General features: G+C 44.8%; 18 protein-coding genes. 3 read left to right on the top strand and 15 right to left on the bottom strand.

Annotation, left to right across the window (positions count from 1 at the left end; all coding sequences use genetic code 11):
- Positions 1-57: 57 nt before the first annotated feature.
- The 8 genes from OP489_RS04215 to ruvC all read right to left on the bottom strand — a co-directional run bounded on the left by OP489_RS04215 (position 58) and on the right by ruvC (position 7,159).
- A complete protein-coding gene (locus tag OP489_RS04215) occupies positions 58-873 on the bottom strand; it encodes an energy-coupling factor transporter transmembrane component T family protein (protein ID WP_266163100.1) in 816 nt (271 codons plus the stop codon).
- Positions 870-1,733, bottom strand: coding sequence for an energy-coupling factor transporter ATPase (locus tag OP489_RS04210; protein WP_266163099.1), 864 nt, complete (start codon positions 1,731-1,733; stop codon positions 870-872). The genes OP489_RS04215 and OP489_RS04210 overlap by 4 nt, the downstream gene beginning before the upstream one ends.
- The gene (locus OP489_RS04205) at positions 1,733-2,587 is read right to left on the bottom strand and encodes an energy-coupling factor transporter ATPase (protein WP_266163098.1); all 855 of its coding nucleotides are present in this window, start codon (positions 2,585-2,587) and stop codon (positions 1,733-1,735) included. Before OP489_RS04205 ends, OP489_RS04210 begins: the two co-directional genes overlap by 1 nt.
- 59 nt (positions 2,588-2,646) lie before the next feature.
- On the bottom strand, positions 2,647-3,507 hold the full coding sequence (locus tag OP489_RS04200; protein ID WP_266163097.1) for a class I SAM-dependent methyltransferase: 861 nt from the start codon (positions 3,505-3,507) through the stop codon (positions 2,647-2,649).
- Complete coding sequence (gene glmM, locus OP489_RS04195; RefSeq protein WP_266163096.1) at positions 3,507-4,856, bottom strand: phosphoglucosamine mutase; 1,350 nt, start codon at positions 4,854-4,856, stop codon at positions 3,507-3,509. Before glmM ends, OP489_RS04200 begins: the two co-directional genes overlap by 1 nt.
- 55 nt (positions 4,857-4,911) lie before the next feature.
- Positions 4,912-5,931 (bottom strand): Holliday junction branch migration DNA helicase RuvB, encoded by a 1,020-nt coding sequence (ruvB, locus tag OP489_RS04190; RefSeq protein ID WP_416232469.1) that lies wholly within the window; start codon positions 5,929-5,931, stop codon positions 4,912-4,914.
- 79 nt (positions 5,932-6,010) lie between these two features.
- Entirely contained in the window at positions 6,011-6,616 is a 606-nt protein-coding gene (gene ruvA, locus OP489_RS04185; RefSeq protein WP_266163094.1) for a Holliday junction branch migration protein RuvA, read from the bottom strand.
- A 33-nt stretch (positions 6,617-6,649) separates the two neighbouring features.
- On the bottom strand, positions 6,650-7,159 hold the full coding sequence (gene ruvC / locus OP489_RS04180) for a crossover junction endodeoxyribonuclease RuvC (RefSeq protein ID WP_180341066.1): 510 nt from the start codon (positions 7,157-7,159) through the stop codon (positions 6,650-6,652).
- Positions 7,160-7,329: 170 nt separating this feature from the next.
- Here ruvC and pap point away from each other — a divergent pair, with 170 nt between their 5' ends.
- Positions 7,330-8,829 (top strand): polyphosphate:AMP phosphotransferase, encoded by a 1,500-nt coding sequence (gene pap, locus OP489_RS04175; RefSeq protein ID WP_266163093.1) that lies wholly within the window; start codon positions 7,330-7,332, stop codon positions 8,827-8,829.
- A gap of 113 nt (positions 8,830-8,942) precedes the next feature.
- Here pap and OP489_RS04170 read toward each other — a convergent pair whose 3' ends face one another.
- From OP489_RS04170 to OP489_RS04160, 3 genes are read right to left on the bottom strand one after another with little or no spacing between them, the layout of a single operon-like run.
- Positions 8,943-9,107 (bottom strand): hypothetical protein, encoded by a 165-nt coding sequence (locus OP489_RS04170; protein WP_180341068.1) that lies wholly within the window; start codon positions 9,105-9,107, stop codon positions 8,943-8,945.
- A 12-nt stretch (positions 9,108-9,119) separates the two neighbouring features.
- The gene (gene feoB / locus OP489_RS04165; protein ID WP_266163092.1) at positions 9,120-11,123 is read right to left on the bottom strand and encodes a ferrous iron transport protein B; all 2,004 of its coding nucleotides are present in this window, start codon (positions 11,121-11,123) and stop codon (positions 9,120-9,122) included.
- Positions 11,120-11,350, bottom strand: coding sequence for a FeoA family protein (locus OP489_RS04160; protein ID WP_266163091.1), 231 nt, complete (start codon positions 11,348-11,350; stop codon positions 11,120-11,122). The genes feoB and OP489_RS04160 overlap by 4 nt, the downstream gene beginning before the upstream one ends.
- Positions 11,351-11,614: 264 nt before the next feature.
- Between OP489_RS04160 and OP489_RS04155 the strand changes: the two genes are divergently transcribed.
- Together OP489_RS04155 and OP489_RS04150 are read left to right on the top strand one after the other, a co-directional pair.
- Positions 11,615-13,210, top strand: a complete 1,596-nt coding sequence (locus tag OP489_RS04155) for a peptide chain release factor 3 (protein ID WP_266163090.1) — start codon at positions 11,615-11,617, stop codon at positions 13,208-13,210.
- A 189-nt stretch (positions 13,211-13,399) separates the two neighbouring features.
- Positions 13,400-13,576 (top strand): hypothetical protein, encoded by a 177-nt coding sequence (locus OP489_RS04150; RefSeq protein WP_266163089.1) that lies wholly within the window; start codon positions 13,400-13,402, stop codon positions 13,574-13,576.
- 187 nt (positions 13,577-13,763) lie between these two features.
- Here OP489_RS04150 and OP489_RS04145 read toward each other — a convergent pair whose 3' ends face one another.
- The 4 genes from OP489_RS04145 to OP489_RS04130 all read right to left on the bottom strand — a co-directional run bounded on the left by OP489_RS04145 (position 13,764) and on the right by OP489_RS04130 (position 16,893).
- Positions 13,764-14,225, bottom strand: coding sequence for an Lrp/AsnC family transcriptional regulator (locus tag OP489_RS04145; RefSeq protein WP_266163088.1), 462 nt, complete (start codon positions 14,223-14,225; stop codon positions 13,764-13,766).
- 173 nt (positions 14,226-14,398) lie between these two features.
- Positions 14,399-14,686, bottom strand: coding sequence for a GIY-YIG nuclease family protein (locus OP489_RS04140; RefSeq protein WP_266163087.1), 288 nt, complete (start codon positions 14,684-14,686; stop codon positions 14,399-14,401).
- 249 nt (positions 14,687-14,935) lie between these two features.
- Positions 14,936-15,919: an ABC transporter ATP-binding protein gene (locus OP489_RS04135; protein WP_266163086.1), complete on the bottom strand. Its 984-nt coding sequence runs from the start codon at positions 15,917-15,919 to the stop codon at positions 14,936-14,938.
- Positions 15,916-16,893: an ABC transporter ATP-binding protein gene (locus tag OP489_RS04130; protein ID WP_266163085.1), complete on the bottom strand. Its 978-nt coding sequence runs from the start codon at positions 16,891-16,893 to the stop codon at positions 15,916-15,918. Before OP489_RS04130 ends, OP489_RS04135 begins: the two co-directional genes overlap by 4 nt.
- Between the last annotated feature and the right edge of the window lie 8 nt (positions 16,894-16,901).

Genomic DNA, 16,901 nt, shown 5'->3' with positions numbered 1-16,901 from the left:
CATAAAGAGATATTATATTCCTAAAATATGAATTAAAAATAAACGAACCCAAAAAGGTTACAGCTGTACCGGCATGATGCCATTCAGAAACAAAATAGCCGTAAGCACAAATGCAGCGCAGATACAAGCTACGACATCACGGCCACCCATATGCAGCACCTTCATCTTGGTGCGGCCTTCACCGCCGTGATAGCAGCGGCACTCCATTGCCATGGCAAGGTCATAGGCGCGACGGAACGAGCTGACAAAAAGGGGAATCAACACCGGAATCAGCGCCTTAATCCGCTGCATAAGCCCCCCCGATTCCATATCGGCACCGCGTGCCTTCTGTGCAGACATAATTTTATCCGTTTCTTCCAGCAAAGTTGGAACAAAGCGCAGCGCAATCGTCATCATCATGGCAATTTCATGTACCTTTACATGAAACACTTTAAGCGGCTTTAAAATGCGTTCCAAAGCGTCCGTCAGTTCTGTAGGAGAAGTTGTGAACGTCAAAACAGAGCTGAAAAGAATCAGACTGATAATCCGAACACTGATAAAAATTGCATTGCAGATGCCGTTCCAAGTAATGGTCATAAATCCAAAAAGCGTAATCAAAGGTTCTCCGGTTCCATAGAAAAGATTCAGAATCGAAGTAAAAATCACAATAAAAATCACGCCTTTGATGCTCTTAAAATAGAGTTTCAGCGGCACACCGGACATCAGAAGAACAATAAAGACCGTTGCTACCAAAAATCCAAGCGACACAAAATTGCGTGCCAGAAAGACATAAACGATCAGAGCAATCGTCAAAACGATCTTAATGCGGGGATCCAGTTTATGAACTGGTGATTTTCCCGGGAAATACTGTCCCAATGTAATATCACGCATCATACGGCAGCACCTCCTTTATTGACCAAAGAAAGGAGCTGAGTAACTGCCTGCTCCATTGTTAAAACAGTCTCTACCGGATATCCGTCGGATTTGAGAATCGACATAATCTTCGTAATCTGCGGCACCTTTAGTCCAATTTGTTCCAACCGTTGATCCTGCGCAAAAACATTAGCTGTTTTATCCAACATTTCCAAATGAGAATCGTTCATGACGAGAACCCGGTCGGCAACCCGTGCCACATCTTCCATACTATGAGAAACAAGCAGAATTGTATTATGGCGCTGTGCATGATAGCTTAAAAGCTGACTCAAAAGCACATCTCTGCCAGCGGGATCCAATCCCGCCGTTGGTTCATCCAAAATCAAAACATCGGGGTCCATAGCAATCACACCAGCGATTGCAACCCGACGTTTTTCACCTCCGGAAAGTTCAAAGGGGCTCTTCTCCAAAAGTGCATCCGGAAGACCGACAAATTTTGCGGCATTGCGTGCACGCGTTTCAATTTCTCCAGCTGTCAAGCCCATATTTCCAGGACCAAAGCTGATATCTTTGAGTACCGTTTCTTCAAACAGCTGATTTTCCGGATATTGAAACACCATCCCAACTTTAAACCGCACAGCGCGAATCTTTTTGGGTTCTGCCCAGATATCACGGTCTTCCAGCAAAACCTGTCCGTCCGTTGGCTTGATTAACCCATTCAAAGTCTGAATCAGCGTACTTTTTCCGCTGCCGGTGTGTCCGATCACTCCGATAAATTCGCCGGCCTCAATCGAAAAGTTCACATTCTGCACAGCAGCTTTTTCAAAAGGAGTTCCTTTGCCATAAACCACAGAAAGATTTTTCACTTCCAGTAATGCCATCAGAGAGCCTCCTTTTTCTTTTTGAGCAGCGGTTCAATGGCCGCCACACAATCTTCAATCGAAAGAGCACACTTCGGCATCGGGCAGCCCGCTCCGCGCAGCCGAAAGTTTAATTCGGTAGCCTGCGGTACATCGAGCCGATGTTTTTTTAAAAGTTCTACTTGTGAAAAAACCTGTTCCGGCGTACCTTCCGTCAAGACCTCACCGCTGTCCATCACGATCACACGACCGGCCTGCACCGCTTCATCCATATAATGCGTAATGAGAATAATGGTAATCCCATCTTCTTCATTCAGCTTATGAATGGTATCCATGACTTCCTGCCGACCGCGGGGGTCCAGCATAGCAGTAGGCTCGTCCAATACAATACAATCCGGCTCCATTGCAATGATTCCAGCAATCGCGACTCGCTGTTTCTGTCCACCGGAAAGCTTATACGGCGCATGCGTACGATAATCGTACATTTCTACCGCTTTGAGCGCACGATCCACGCGCTCACGAATCACTTTCGGAGGAAGTCCTAAATTTTCCGGTCCAAATGCTACATCTTCTTCTACAATCGATGCAACCAACTGGTTGTCCGGATTCTGCTGAACAAGGCCTACTTTGCGACGAATCTCAAATTTTTTATCGTCCTCTCTGGTATCCATGCCATCTACGGTCACAGTACCGGAAAGAGGCAGCAGCATTGCATTAAAAAGCTTTGCCATCGTGCTTTTCCCGGAACCGTTATGCCCCAAAAGCGCTAAAAACTCACCACGTTCCACAGAAAGGGAAATCCCTTTGAGTACCTCGGGCTCACCTGCCTCTTCTCCATAGGAAAAGCGGACATTGTCTACTGTGATAAAGCTCATAAAACTCTCCTTGTATACATACCCCAAAAGGGTTACATTACAGTATTGTATTTATTTTATTAAGATTCCCAAATCGCCGTACTGCCGCAGGGCAAAACCATTCCGGTCGATGTGACCCGAAGACCAATCTCATCAGCAGAAACTTGTCCGCCGAATCTTGGTTTCATCAGAACACCGAGCAGATACTGCATCACCGCCGGAGAAAGCCCTGACGTATAAGAATTCAGCAGGAAAAACAGCGGCTTTTCGCTTAAAATCGGTAAGCACTGCAAAACGAGAGGATAAAGCTGTTCTTCCAATTTCCAAACTTCTCCCCCCGGTCCTCGGCCATAAGAAGGCGGGTCCATAATGATTCCATCATAGTGATGTCCGCGTCTTTCTTCCCGCTCCACAAACTTCGTACAATCATCAACGAGCCAGCGAACCGGTTTATCTGCAAGCCCACTTGCTGCTGCATTTTCCTTTGCCCACTGAACCATGCCGCGGCTTGCGTCTACATGTGTGACCGTAGCGCCCGCCTGCATACAAGCGAGGGTCGCGGCACCGGTATAGCCGAACAAGTTGAGCACTTTAATCGGGCGTCCCGCATTTTTGATCTTTTCCGCGGCAAAATCCCAGTTGACCGCCTGCTCCGGAAAAATTCCCGTATGCTTAAAGCCCATCATTTTGAGTCGGAAAGTAAGCTCATTTCGACGGATACTCCAAACAGCCGGAACCTTATGAAAAGTTTCCCAGTGCCCACCGCCGGAAGAAGAACGCACATATCGCGCCGCCGCTTGTTTCCATCGAGGATCTTTTTTCGGCGTATTCCAAATAATCTGTGGATCCGGCCGAATCAAAAGCACATCGCCCCAACGTTCCAGTCGTTCTCCGCCGGAAGTATCCAGCAGTTCATAATCCTGCCACTGTGACGCGCGCATCAGCTCAACCGCTCCCGAATCACATCTGCGACGGAATTGGCGAGTGCTTCAATATAGGAAGGATCTTCTCCTTCAATCATCACGCGCAGAAGCGGCTCTGTCCCGGAAGGCCGAACCACGACCCGTCCGGCATTTCCCAGCTTCTTTTTTGCGGCTTCGATCGCTTCTTTGACCTCATTGTCGGTATAAAAGCGCAGTTTTCCTTCCGCTGCAACCTCTACGTTGACCATTACCTGCGGATAACGAGTCATCAAAGTTGCAAGGGAACTAAGCTTTGCGTCGCGGCGCCTAACAAGCGACAAAAGCTGTGTAGCGGTCAGCTGACCGTCTCCGGTAGTAGCAAAATCAAGGAAGATCACATGGCCGCTTTGCTCGCCGCCAAAATTATAGCCTTCCTGCTGCATTTCTTCCAGTACATAGCGATCTCCGACCTTCGTGGAACAAAAGTGCATCCCGTTTTCCTCACAAAAGCGCTTAAATCCCATATTCGTCATAATGGTACCGACAATCGTATCACGGTTTAATTTGCCGCGGGATTTCATATCGGCGCCGCAAATAGCCATGACAAAATCGCCGTCCACCAGCTGTCCTTTATCATCGACCGCCAAGCACCGATCAGCATCTCCATCAAAGGCCACCCCGGCATCCAGCTGGTGTTCTTTCACATACAGCATCAAATTTTCCATATGGGTAGAGCCGCAGTTGTCGTTTACATTGACCCCATCCGGATGATTAGACAGCATATGGCATTCTGCACCGAGCTCTGTGAAGAGCAGCTCTGCTGTACGGGAAGCAGCCCCATTGGCGCAGTCGATCGCAATTTTCATACCATCAAGAGAAAACGGGACTGCACTTTTAATATGATCCACATAATCTCTGACTACATTTGGGGCAGTTGAAACACAGCCAACATTGCCACGAATCGGCGTAGGCGGTGTCTGAGCCTTGTCGAGAACAATCGCTTCGATCTGCTCTTCCAGCGCATCGGGCAGTTTATAGCCGTCACCGGAAAAGATTTTAATGCCATTAAACTCACAGGGATTATGGCTGGCGGTTAGCATCACGCCAGCGTCCGCCTTATATTTTCCAACGAGAAATGCCACCGCCGGAGTCGGCACAACACCAAGCTGAACCACGTTGGCCCCCACACTGCAGAGTCCTGCGGTCATTGCCGCTTCCAGCATATCGGAAGACCGGCGGGTATCCTTGCCGATCAAAATTTTGGGATGGCGGTGTGTGCTGTCGGTCAGTACCATTGCTGCAGCGCGCCCAATTTGAAGCGCCATTTCGCAAGTCAATTCGCTATTCGCGACCCCGCGCACACCATCTGTTCCAAATAATCTTCCCATTGTTTCTTTACACTCCGTTCTTGATTCTATATTTTAAGCATGAAAAGCAGAAAATTCAAAATAATTTTTGTTGGTTATCGTCGGTATCTGATTCCGGCGGCGTAATTCCAAGGTGCAGATAAGCAGCTTTTGTCGCCACTCTTCCCCTAGGCGTCCTTGCCAAAAAGCCGATCTGCATCAAATAAGGCTCATAAACATCCTCCAATGTAATCGCTTCTTCTCCGATGGCCGCCGCCAACGTATCCAACCCAACGGGCCCACCATTATAATACTCGATCATGGTACGAAGCATACGGCGGTCATTGGCATCCAGGCCAATTTCATCCACTTCCATCCGATCCAGTCCAAGCTTGGCGGATTCATAGGTGATCACGCCGTTTGTCATCATCTGTGCAAAATCTCTCACTCGTTTAAGCATGCGATTAGCAATTCGCGGCGTTCCACGGCTGCGGGAGGCAATCTCCAAAGCGCCGTCCGCCTCAATTTTAATCCCCAGGATTCCTGCGCTGCGCTCCACAATTTTGGCAAGCTCCTGCGGAGAATAAAGTTCCAGGCGCAGCACGACTCCAAAGCGGTCTCGTAAAGGCGCACTTAATTGCCCCGCACGGGTCGTTGCACCAACTAGTGTAAACTTAGGCAGCGGCAGATGATAACTTGCCGCCATCTGTCCCTTACCGGTAATAATATCGATCGCATAATCCTCCATCGCAGGGTAAAGGATTTCCTCCACCGTTCGCGGAAGGCGATGCACCTCATCAATAAACAGCACATCTCCAGGATTGAGATTCGTCAAAATAGCTGCTAAATCACCGGGTTTCTCGATAGCAGGGCCACTCGTAATGCGCAGATTGACGCCCAATTCATTTGCAATAATCCCCGCAAGTGTTGTTTTGCCGAGTCCCGGCGGGCCATAAAGCAAGACGTGGTCAAGACTTTCTTTCCGCTGCTTTGCAGCCTCGATAAAAATTGATAAATTTTCCTTAACCTTCTCCTGCCCAATATAATCACTTAGACATTTCGGGCGCAGCGGATTTTCCACCTCTGCATCTTCCGGATTATATTCCGGAGCAACCATACGATTTTCCAGATCAAAATCATCTTCCTGATATTCCATAGAACTGCCCTCCCTTCTTTTTTTAGTCTTTATCTTTCAATTATTTTAGATTTGATCCCATCGACTTGAGGGAAAGGCGGATCAGTTCCTCTACCGGAAGCTGACTGTCAAATTTTCCGACTACAGAAGCAGCTTCGCTGGGTGTATACCCCAGGACAGTCAGCGCATTGACCGCCGCTTCAGCGTTTCCGGCAGCACTTGGAATTCCCATATCCGGCACAAATTTTTCATCTTTTGCCGCTAAGTCTTTCACTTTATCCTTTAATTCCAAAACGATTCTCTGTCCCAATTTTGGCCCAACGCCGCTCGCTCTTGTAAATGCTTTACTATCTCCCGTTGCAGCAGCCATTGCGACCTGCTGCGGTGTCAGCACCGAAAGAATTGCAAGTCCCGCTTTTGGACCTACTCCGGTGATCGTTGTAAGCATGCGGAAACAGCTGAGTTCTGCCTGTGTAGCAAAACCAAAAAGGGTCAGCGCATCTTCACGAACATTTAAATGAGTATAGAGCGTTGCTTTTTCCCCAATTTTAGGTAAAACAGACTCTGTGTTCCGGGTAGTACGACATTCAAAGCCGACTCCTCCGCATTCAATTACGGCCATTCCCGGCTCTATATGAATTAAAGTTCCGTTTAAACTATAAAACACGAGGCTTCCCTCCACAATTTTATTTTACTCTATTCAGGATCGAAATGGCTTGAGCATTTGTCTCTTAAGCGCACTGCCTGCCGCTTGTCCGTGGGTAATCGCCATCGCAAGTGCATCGGCCGTATCATCGGGCTTCGGCACCTCTTTTAGACACAAAAGACGCCTTGTCATCTCCATGACCTGCGGCTTTTTTGCACCCCCAAATCCGGTGACTGCCATTTTAATCTGCATAGGTGTATATTCGTAAACCGGCACTTTCATTTCTTCGCAGGCAAGTAAAATTACACCGCGCGCCTGCGCAACTCCGATTGCGGTTGTCTTGTTATTTTGAAAATAGAGTTTCTCTAGTGCGACCGCCTCAGGATGCCATTTTTCCAGAATGACCATCAAAGAATGGTAGATAATCTGTAGGCGGCGTCCGAATGGAGTTCCTGCTTTGGTGGTGATTGCTCCGTGTTCCAATGGGATATAGCGTCCTCTTTCGGCCCGCAGAACACCGTAGCCAACAATTGCATAACCGGGATCGATGCCCAGAATCACCACATGTTCCGCCTCCATTCCATAATATCCGTTTTATTATATCACAGTTCTTTTTCGAAGAAAAGACGAATTCTTTTTCTGAAAAGCTTTGTAAACTTTTCTCATATTTTATTGTGTTTTTATAAAAAACGTGTATACTAAAGCCAAAATGATTCCCAGAAGGTGAGATAAAAATGCTGGAAAATGTAAATTTGAAGGAACAAATTGAAAAAGAAGCTTATAAAAAACAAATTGCACCAATTAAAGAGGCTCTTTTTTCATTAGAATCGCCCTTAAAAAAAGAAAAACTTCCGGTAATTATCCTGTTTGAGGGCTGGGGAGCCGCTGGAAAAGGACGTGTTATCGGAGAACTCATCAAGAATTTTGATCCGCGATGGTTTCAAGTAGTTTCCACCGTACCTGCCACGGCAGAAGAAAAGCGGTATCCGATTCTGCGGCGACATTTTATGGAACTTCCGGAAGCTTCGCAAATGATGATTTTCGACCGCAGCTGGTATATGGAAGTTTCCACAGGACGTTTGGAAGATGAAATCGACGACCGAACCAACTTGCAGCGAATCGAAGAAATTAATGCTTTCGAACGAAATCTTACCAATAATGGTTATCTTATTTTAAAATTTTTCCTGCACATTAGCGCAAAAGAACAAAAAGAGCGCTTTCAAAAGCTGGACAGCGACAAAGATACAGAATGGCGAGTCACTTCAACAGATTGGCGCAGGAACCGCCAATATGATAAATACTATCAGATCTTCGACGAGATGCTCGAAGCGACTGATACCGACTATGCGCCGTGGCATGTAATTTCCGGGATGGATCACCGTCTCTGTACGCTGGAAGTTTTGCGCACTGTAAATGATGAAATTCATAAAGCCCTACAGAAAAAAGCAGAACAGGAAAAACATCCGGCAGCACCTTCTGCTGTTATCGATCCCGGAAACTTTCCAATTCTAGAAATTCAAAAGCTAAGCGACGTTTCTCTGGATAAGTCACTGTCTTCTCAAAAATATCAGGAAGAATTAAAAGCAGAGCAAAAAAGACTTTCACATCTTCATAATGTTCTTTACCTTAAAAAAATGCCTGTCATAATTGCCTATGAAGGTTGGGATGCCGCGGGAAAGGGCGGAAATATCCGCAGAGTTTCTGCAGCACTTGATCCCCGTGGATATGAAGTGGTTCCAATCGCAGCACCCAATCACGAAGAAATCTCCCGCCATTATTTATGGAGGTTCTGGAAAAAGATTCCCAAAGAAGGCCACATCGCTATTTTTGACCGTACCTGGTATGGAAGAGTTATGGTGGAGCGCATTGAAGGCTTTTGTTCCGAAGGAGACTGGCACCGTGCCTATCGAGAGATCAATGAATTTGAAAAGCAACTTCATAATTGGGGGGCCGTCATTTTAAAATTTTGGCTGCAAATTGATCAAGATGAACAACTGCGTCGCTTTGAAAAACGGCAAAACACGCCCTCAAAGCAATGGAAAATTACAGATGAAGACTGGCGGAATCGGGAAAAATGGCCGCTATATGAAGAAGCTGTCAATGATATGCTGAAATATACCAACACTCAGTTTGCGCCCTGGCATATTATCGAATCAAACGACAAATATTACGCCCGAATCAAGACCCTAAAAATTATCAACGACACGCTCCAAAAGGCACTAAAAAGCTATTAAGAACCGGGTGAAAATCCTTCTTCCCACCCGATTTGAAAAGAACTCATTCTTAGCTTTCCGGCTTTGAATGAGTTCTTTTTCTATATTTCTATATTCTATATATGCTGTTGTGGTTATGGCTTTTTCTTTTTTGTTTTTTTTACTTCACAGGAACCATTCGTGCAATAAGGACAATTCGTACAGTCTCCATTGCATCCCGGGTGACGGTGACAATAGCGCACCGCCAAAACGATCAGAATTAAGATTAGTAAAAGTACTAAATAATCAATTAGATTCATAAAAATCTTCCTTTAAAAAATCAGATTTCCGATTTGATAAATGACAAAAGAAGCAAGCCATGCCACACCACACTGGTAAAGTACCACGGAAACCGCAGAAGTTGTGGAATGCATCTCGTGCTTAACTGCATTGATTGCAGCAATACAAGGCGTATAAAGCAATGTAAAAGCTAAAAATGCAGCAGCCGAAAGTGGTGTAAAGATTTGAGCAAGAGCCTGTGGAAGCATGGCACTGCTGGCTCCGGTAAGGACTGCGAAAGTACTGACCACTGCTTCTTTTGCAGTAAATCCGGCAACCAAAGCCGTCGCAGCGCGCCAATCTCCAAATCCCATTGGTGCAAATATCGGCGAAATAAATCTTCCGACCATGGCAAGAAGACTCTGCGTACTATCTGCTACGACATTTAAGCGCGTATCAAAGTTTTGCAGGAACCAGATAATAATGGTTGCCAGAAAAATTACAGTGAATGCACGCTGCAAAAAGTCTTTCGCTTTATCCCACATCAAAAGGCAGACACTCTTTGCACTGGGCATCCGATAGTTTGGCAATTCCATTACAAACGGCACCGGTTCTCCATGAAACAGTGTCCCCTTAAAAAGAAGCGCGCTGAGAATGCCCATTATGATTCCGCCTATGTAGAGACAAATCATCACAAGCGCCCCATTCTTCGGGAAAAACGCCATTGTAAACATCGAATAGATCGGCAGTTTTGCACTGCAGCTCATAAACGGGGTCAGCAGAATGGTCATCTTGCGGTCGCGTTCACTCGAAAGGGTTCTGGTCGCCATGATGGCAGGAACCGAACATCCAAAGCCGATCAGCATCGGTACGAAGCTTCTGCCTGAAAGTCCGATTTTTCTCAAAAGCTTATCCATAACGAACGCTACCCGCGCCATATATCCGCTGTCTTCCAGAATCGAGAGAAAGAAAAACAGTACCACAATCGTCGGAAGAAAGCTTAAAACGCTTCCAACCCCGGCAAAAACGCCGTTGATAACCAAGGAACGAATCACCGGATTCAGCCCATAAGCGGTCAATGCATTCCCGACCGCACCGGAAAGTGCATCAATTCCGTTACTAAGCGCATTGCTCAAAAAAGCCCCAATCACGCCAAAAGTCAGATAAAAAATCAAGGCCATGATTCCAAGAAAGATCGGAATCGCCCCATATTTATTCGTTAATACCGCATCAATTCTAACGCTGCGCTTATGTTCTTTGCTTTCATGAGGTTTGACCACTGCATCTTTACAAAGATTTTCGATAAAAGTGTACCGCATATCGGCAAGCGCAGCTTCGCGGTCCGTATGAACTTCGCGCTCCATCTCAGTAACAGAATGCCCGACCATGTCTTTTTCGTTATCCGAAAGCTGCAAGGAGTTCATCATCGGATCGTCACCCTCGATCAGCTTAACAGCTGCAAAGCGAGGCGGCACATGGATTCTCTGCGCATGATCTTCTACCAAATGCGCAACTGCATGAATTGCACGGTGAACTGCTCCGGAACAAAAATCAATCCGAGTCGGGCGCTGCTTTTTCTGCGCAACTTCCAGCGCCGTATCGACAACTTCTTCAATTCCTTCATTCTTACTCGCTACAATCGGAATCACCGGAACTCCTAGTTCTTTGCTCAGCGTCTGAATATGAATGGTCCCACCGTTTGCACGTACCTCATCCATCATATTGAGACATACAACCATGGGAATCTGCAATTCCAGAAGCTGTAGAGTCAAATAAAGATTTCTCTCAATATTGGTTGCATCTACAATATTAATGATTCCATCCGGATGCTGTTTCAATAAAAAATCCCGGGTTACAATTTCTTCACTGGTATACGGAGAAAGCGAATAAATTCCAGGCAAATCCACTACAATCGTATCTTTGTGCCCACGAACAATTCCGTCTTTTCCTTCTACTGTAACTCCGGGAAAATTTCCGACATGCTGGTTAGAGCCTGTCAGCTGATTAAATAAAGTTGTTTTACCACAGTTTTGATTTCCTGCCAACGCAAAAATCATTTGCCCACCTCCTGTACGATGACATTTTTTGCATCGTCCACTCGAAGAGTTAACTCATACCCACGCAAGGTCAATTCGATCGGATCTCCCATCGGGGCTACCTTCTGAATTTTCACTTGCGTATGAGGGGTCAACCCCATATCCAGCATATGACGCCGTAAAGCTCCTTTCCCCTGTACTTCCTTAATAATCGCTTCTTTTCCAATTGGTAATTCGTTTAATTTCATATCATCCCTCCAAAGTTAGCATATGCTATCTCTTTAAATTTATTGTACTCTGCCTCTCTCAAAAAGTCAATTTCTTTTTCTTTTATAATTTTCTCCATTTTGTCACTTTAGAACTTTTATAAACTTATTTTGAGCCTAACCTATCGAAAAAATTTTTTCTCAGTATACCCAATAAAAAATACTGCTTGTGCTTAAACAACTTTCTTGCTAAATTCCTTTTTTTGCGGTAAAATAAAATGTATTTGATTTTTCGGAGGTCACACTGTGAGCAATTATAAAGCAGAAATTAAAAAGAGACGTACTTTTGCAATTATTTCGCATCCGGATGCAGGTAAAACAACGCTGACAGAAAAGTTGCTTCTGTACGGAGGCGCGATTCAACAGGCAGGTATGGTAAAAGGAAAACGCCATATGCGTCACGCCGTATCCGATTGGATGGAAATTGAAAAGCAGCGCGGAATTTCCGTGACCTCTTCTGTAATGCAGTTCGAATATCACGACTACTGCATCAATATTTTGGATACGCCGGGGCATCAGGACTTTTCCGAGGATACCTACCGTACGCTGATGGCTGCCGACAGCGCCGTAATGGTCATTGACGCCGGCAAAGGCGTTGAAAAGCAAACCCGAAAGCTATTCAAGGTCTGTACGCTACGTCATATTCCGATTTTTACTTTTATCAATAAAATGGATCGAGATGCCCGCAGCCCTTATGATTTAATGGACGAGATCGAACAAGAGCTTGGGATTAAAACTTATTCGGTCAATTGGCCGATCGGCTCAGGAAAAGAGTTTAAGGGTGTTTATGACAGAGCAAGCCGAAAAATTTTAACTTTTACTGCAGAAGAAACTGCAAACGGCGCACATCAGGTAGCAGAATCAGCCAGTGACCTGAATGATTCCCGGTTAAAAGATCTTTTAGGCGAAAGTTTGCTTTCTACACTTCAGGACGATGTTGAACTTCTGGATGGTGCCGGCGAAGAATTTTCACTGGATGACGTCCGGACTGGAAAGCTTTCCCCTGTGTTCTTCGGTTCCGCTCTGACAAATTTCGGCGTTGAACCTTTTCTGCAGGAATTTTTAAAGATGACGACGCCGCCCCTTCCACGAGAAGCCGATATTGGCCTTGTAGACCCCATGGACGACCATTTTTCCGCTTTTGTCTTTAAAATTCAGGCAAACATGAATAAGGCACACCGAGATCGTATTGCGTTTATGCGGATTTGTTCCGGCGAATTTGACCGTGGTATGGAAGTTTATCATGTACAGGGAGACCGTAAGATGAAGCTGATGGCTCCCCAGCAGCTGATGGCAGAACAAAGAGAAGTGATCGATCACGCCTATGCCGGCGATATTATTGGTGTTTTTGACCCAGGTGTTTTTTCAATCGGTGACACGCTCTGCACATCCGCTAAAAAATTACGTTTCGGTGGAATTCCAACCTTTGCTCCGGAGCATTTTGCCAGAGTTTCTCCTAAAGACACCATGAAGCGCAAACAATTTGTAAAAGGAATCTCTCAGATTGCGCAGGAAGGCGCTATTCAGGTTTTCCAGGAACTAAACGGCAGCATGGAAGAAGTCATCGTCGGCGTAGTGGGTGTTTTGCAGTTTGATGTGTTGGAATATCGTCTGGAGAACGAATACAATGTAGATATTTATATGGAAAATCTACCCTATGAATATATTCGTTGGATTGACGATGATGAGTTGGATCCTAAAACGCTGGATCTCACCAGTGATACCAGAAGGATTCAGGATCTAAAAGGACATCATCTGCTTTTGTTTTCCAGTGAATGGAATATTCGCTGGGCAAATGAACACAACAAAGGACTTACCCTCAGCGAATTTGGAAAAGCTTAATTTTTTTGAAAGAGCAGTTTATTTCTTTTTTTAAAAAGAAGAGCTGCTCTTTTTTGATTTAAAAAGCCATCTGATACAAAATATTTGAAAGTTTTTGAATTTTCGCTCTGCTATTCCGTTTTTATTTGGAATCTGATAAGATAAAGACATTCTAAAATGAAATGGATCAAACGGCAGGAGGAAAATAAAATGATTATTTTAAAACCAGACAATGCAGGCTGCTATGCAACAGAAGAAAAAGATTTACTGCAAGGCTCTAATATTGGTCCCGCCTATGATCACTCCAAAGAGTATCCTCATTCCATTGGCGACATTGAACGATATGACCGAATTTGCCCAGAATTAAGCTCTCCCCGATTTTCTTAAAATAAAAAGCATATAAAAAAGCGTCCATTCTAAATCAGAATGGACGCTTTTTTGTGACATTTCTGCCACCCGCACCTATCTTATTCCCCCAACCAAATAAGATAAACCGCTCCCGTCACACGAATGTGACAGTATGTAAAGGCGAAGATTTTGTCTGCCTTAACATGCAGATTATCGCCGAAAAAACTTACGAATGACTTTTATCAGCATTTTCTAATGTGAGATGAACGCCACGAGACTCCACCGGTGTAGAAAAAACGATCTGTGTAGAAGTGGAACCGAATTTTTGCAGCTGACCAATAAAAGTATCCAGCTCTGAGGTGCTCGGATATGCTACTTTAATCAGCATAGAGTAATCCCCAGTTACACAATCACATTCCAGCACATTTGGACATGCACTAATAAAAGGATAAAATTCCGGCTTCTGAGAAGGACTCATTTCCAGATTAATATAGGCTTTGATATGATAGCCTAGTTTAATGGGATCAACAACCGCTCGATATCCTTTTATGATCCCTTGCTTTTCCAATTTTTCAATTCTTGCAGAAATTGCAGGGGCAGAAAGAAACACTTTTTTTGTCAGAGACTTTACCGGGATTCGTGCATCCTCCTGCAAAGATTCCAACAGAGTAACATCGATCTTATCCAAATTCATCATCTCAATTCCATGAAAACTTATTTCCCGCAATAGAAAAGGACACGTGCCCCTTGTGGCACGCGTCCCTGCGTGATACTTATATTATGTAACAACTTTCTTTAAAAAGCAAGTCTTTTTTGAAATTTTTCTTTATTTTGTTTCATAAAGAATAAATTTTTCATCAGTCAGCAAAATTTATATTTTAAAAATTCTGCATTTTCTTGTGCATTACACACCAGTTCCAACTTTTTCTTTCGTGGCATTTGTTTAATCTCGCACTCACGCTGCATTGCTTCTCGGCGACTCGGAAAGCATTCCTGATAGACAAGTTTTACCGGTCTCCGAGCCCGCGTATATTTGGCTCCTTTTCCGTCCTGATGCGTTTTTATACGAGCTGGTAAATCATTTGTCCATCCAGTATAAAGTGTCCCATCTGCACAAAGGAGGATATAAGTCCAGTTCTTTTCTTCCATGAATTTCCTCTTTTATTTTTGACGCGTGAATTTTTATAATGACTTTCTAAAATCGCGTTCATTCAATTTTATAGAAAAAATGATTTTCTCATTTCATCAGTTTTGAATTTTATTTTTAAAATCCGTCAGTTTTTATTTTTTCTTGTTTTATTATAAAACATTTTCAATGCAAAGTCAAAAAAAGCCGGTGTCCTCTTTATGAGAAACACCAGCTTAAAGGCAAAAGAAGGAAAGGGATTTTTAAAATCTTTACAAATTCTGATCATCAAAGCGATGACATGCAACCCAATGATTCGGTTGTACCATTCGAAGTTCCGGCGTAACCGAATCACACCCATCTACCTTTTCAAAGCAGCGGCTACAAAAGCGGCAGCCTGCAGGCGGATCGATCGGACTCGGAACATCTCCTTGTAAAATAATACGCTTCCGGCGTGTTTCCGGATTCACTGAAGGAATCGCAGAAAGTAGCGCTTTCGTATAAGGATTGAGCGGATTCGCATATAATTCATGCTTTGGCGCTATCTCCATCAGTTTTCCAAGATACATAACGCCCACCCGATCACTGATATGTTTCACAACATTTAGTCCATGCGCTATAAACAGATAGGTCAGCCCAAACTCATCTTTCAGATCATCCAAAAGATTTAAGACCTGTGCCTGAATCGACACATCCAAAGCAGAAACCGGTTCATCACAAACGATCAACTTCGGCTGAACTGCCAAAGCGCGGGCAATCCCGACACGCTGCCGCTGACCGCCGGAAAATTCATGCGGATAACGGTTACGCATATGATTTGCCAATCCGACACAGTTAAGCAGATAGGTGACTCTGTTTTCGACTTCATTATCCGGAAGCAAATGATTGATTCGAATCGGCTCTGCAATAATATCCCCTACCGTCATACGAGGATTCAGAGAAGCGTATGGGTCCTGAAAAATCAACTGAATGTCCTTGCAGTATTCCCGGCGCTCCTTTGGTTTCATTGCGGTCAATTCTTTTCCCTCAAAGAAAATCTTTCCTTCGGAAGGCGTATAAAGATTTACTAACATTTTTCCAATTGTCGTCTTTCCACAACCGGACTCTCCTACCAAACCGAAAGCTTCCCCTTTATGGATCTGAAAAGAAACATCATCAACAGCTTTCAGCACCGAAGTAGGACGTCCAAAGAAGTTGGTATCGACAACAAACCGCTTAGAAAGATGCTGTACATCAATCAAGACTTCATCTGTCATGCTTGCGCCTCCTCTTTCTGATCATACAGGAAACAGCGCACCTTACGTCCATTTATTTCCTGAAGCTCCGGCATTTCTTTCCGGCAGCGCTCCATACAGCGCTCACAACGGTCACTAAACGGGCATCCGGAAGGCATATGTAGCGGATTCGGGACCATTCCTTTAATCATATAAAGCGGCTCTTTGCTCTCATCTTCCAATCTCGGAATCGACTTGAGCAATCCAAGCGTATATGGATGCAGCGGTTTTTCAAACAATTCTTTTACATCGGCTTCTTCCACAACTTGGCCGCAGTACATGACAAGCACACGATCAGCAGTCTCAGCAACCACACCAAGGTCATGCGTAATCAGGAGTACGGCCATATGAAATTTATCCCGCATCTGTTTGAGCAGGTCCAGAATCTGTGCCTGAATGGTTACATCCAAAGCCGTTGTTGGTTCATCAGCAATCAGTAGCTCCGGATCGCAGGAAAGTGCCATTGCAATCATCACTCTCTGGCGCATGCCACCGCTCATCTGATGTGGATAATCGTTAAAACGTTCTGCCGGACTTGGGATTCCTACAATTTCCAGCATCTTAATCGCACGCTTTTTAGCCTCTTCTTTGGAGATTTTCATATGCGTCAAAATGCTCTCTGTAATCTGATCGCCTACCCGGTACACCGGATTCAAACTCGTCATCGGCTCCTGAAAAATCATGCTGATTTTGTCGCCGCGGATTTTCTGCATCTCTTTTTGAGAAAGCTTCAAAAGATCCTGTCCGTTATAAATAATTTCACCGGCAGCAATTTCGCCAGGGCTTCTAATCAATCCCATAATCGACAAAGAGGAAACGCTCTTTCCGGAGCCGGATTCTCCAACGATGGCAAGAATTTCTCCCTGATCCACCTGATAACTTATGTTATTGACCGCTTTGACCGTGCCGCGTTTCATATGAAATTCCGTCACTAAGTTTTTTACTTCTAGCAGCATTGTCACGC

Source organism: Caproicibacterium sp. BJN0003 (assembly GCF_026314295.1).
Lineage (GTDB): Bacteria > Bacillota > Clostridia > Oscillospirales > Acutalibacteraceae > Caproicibacterium.
Note: the sequence above shows the minus strand (reverse complement) of the source record. Positions and strands in the feature narration are given on the sequence as shown.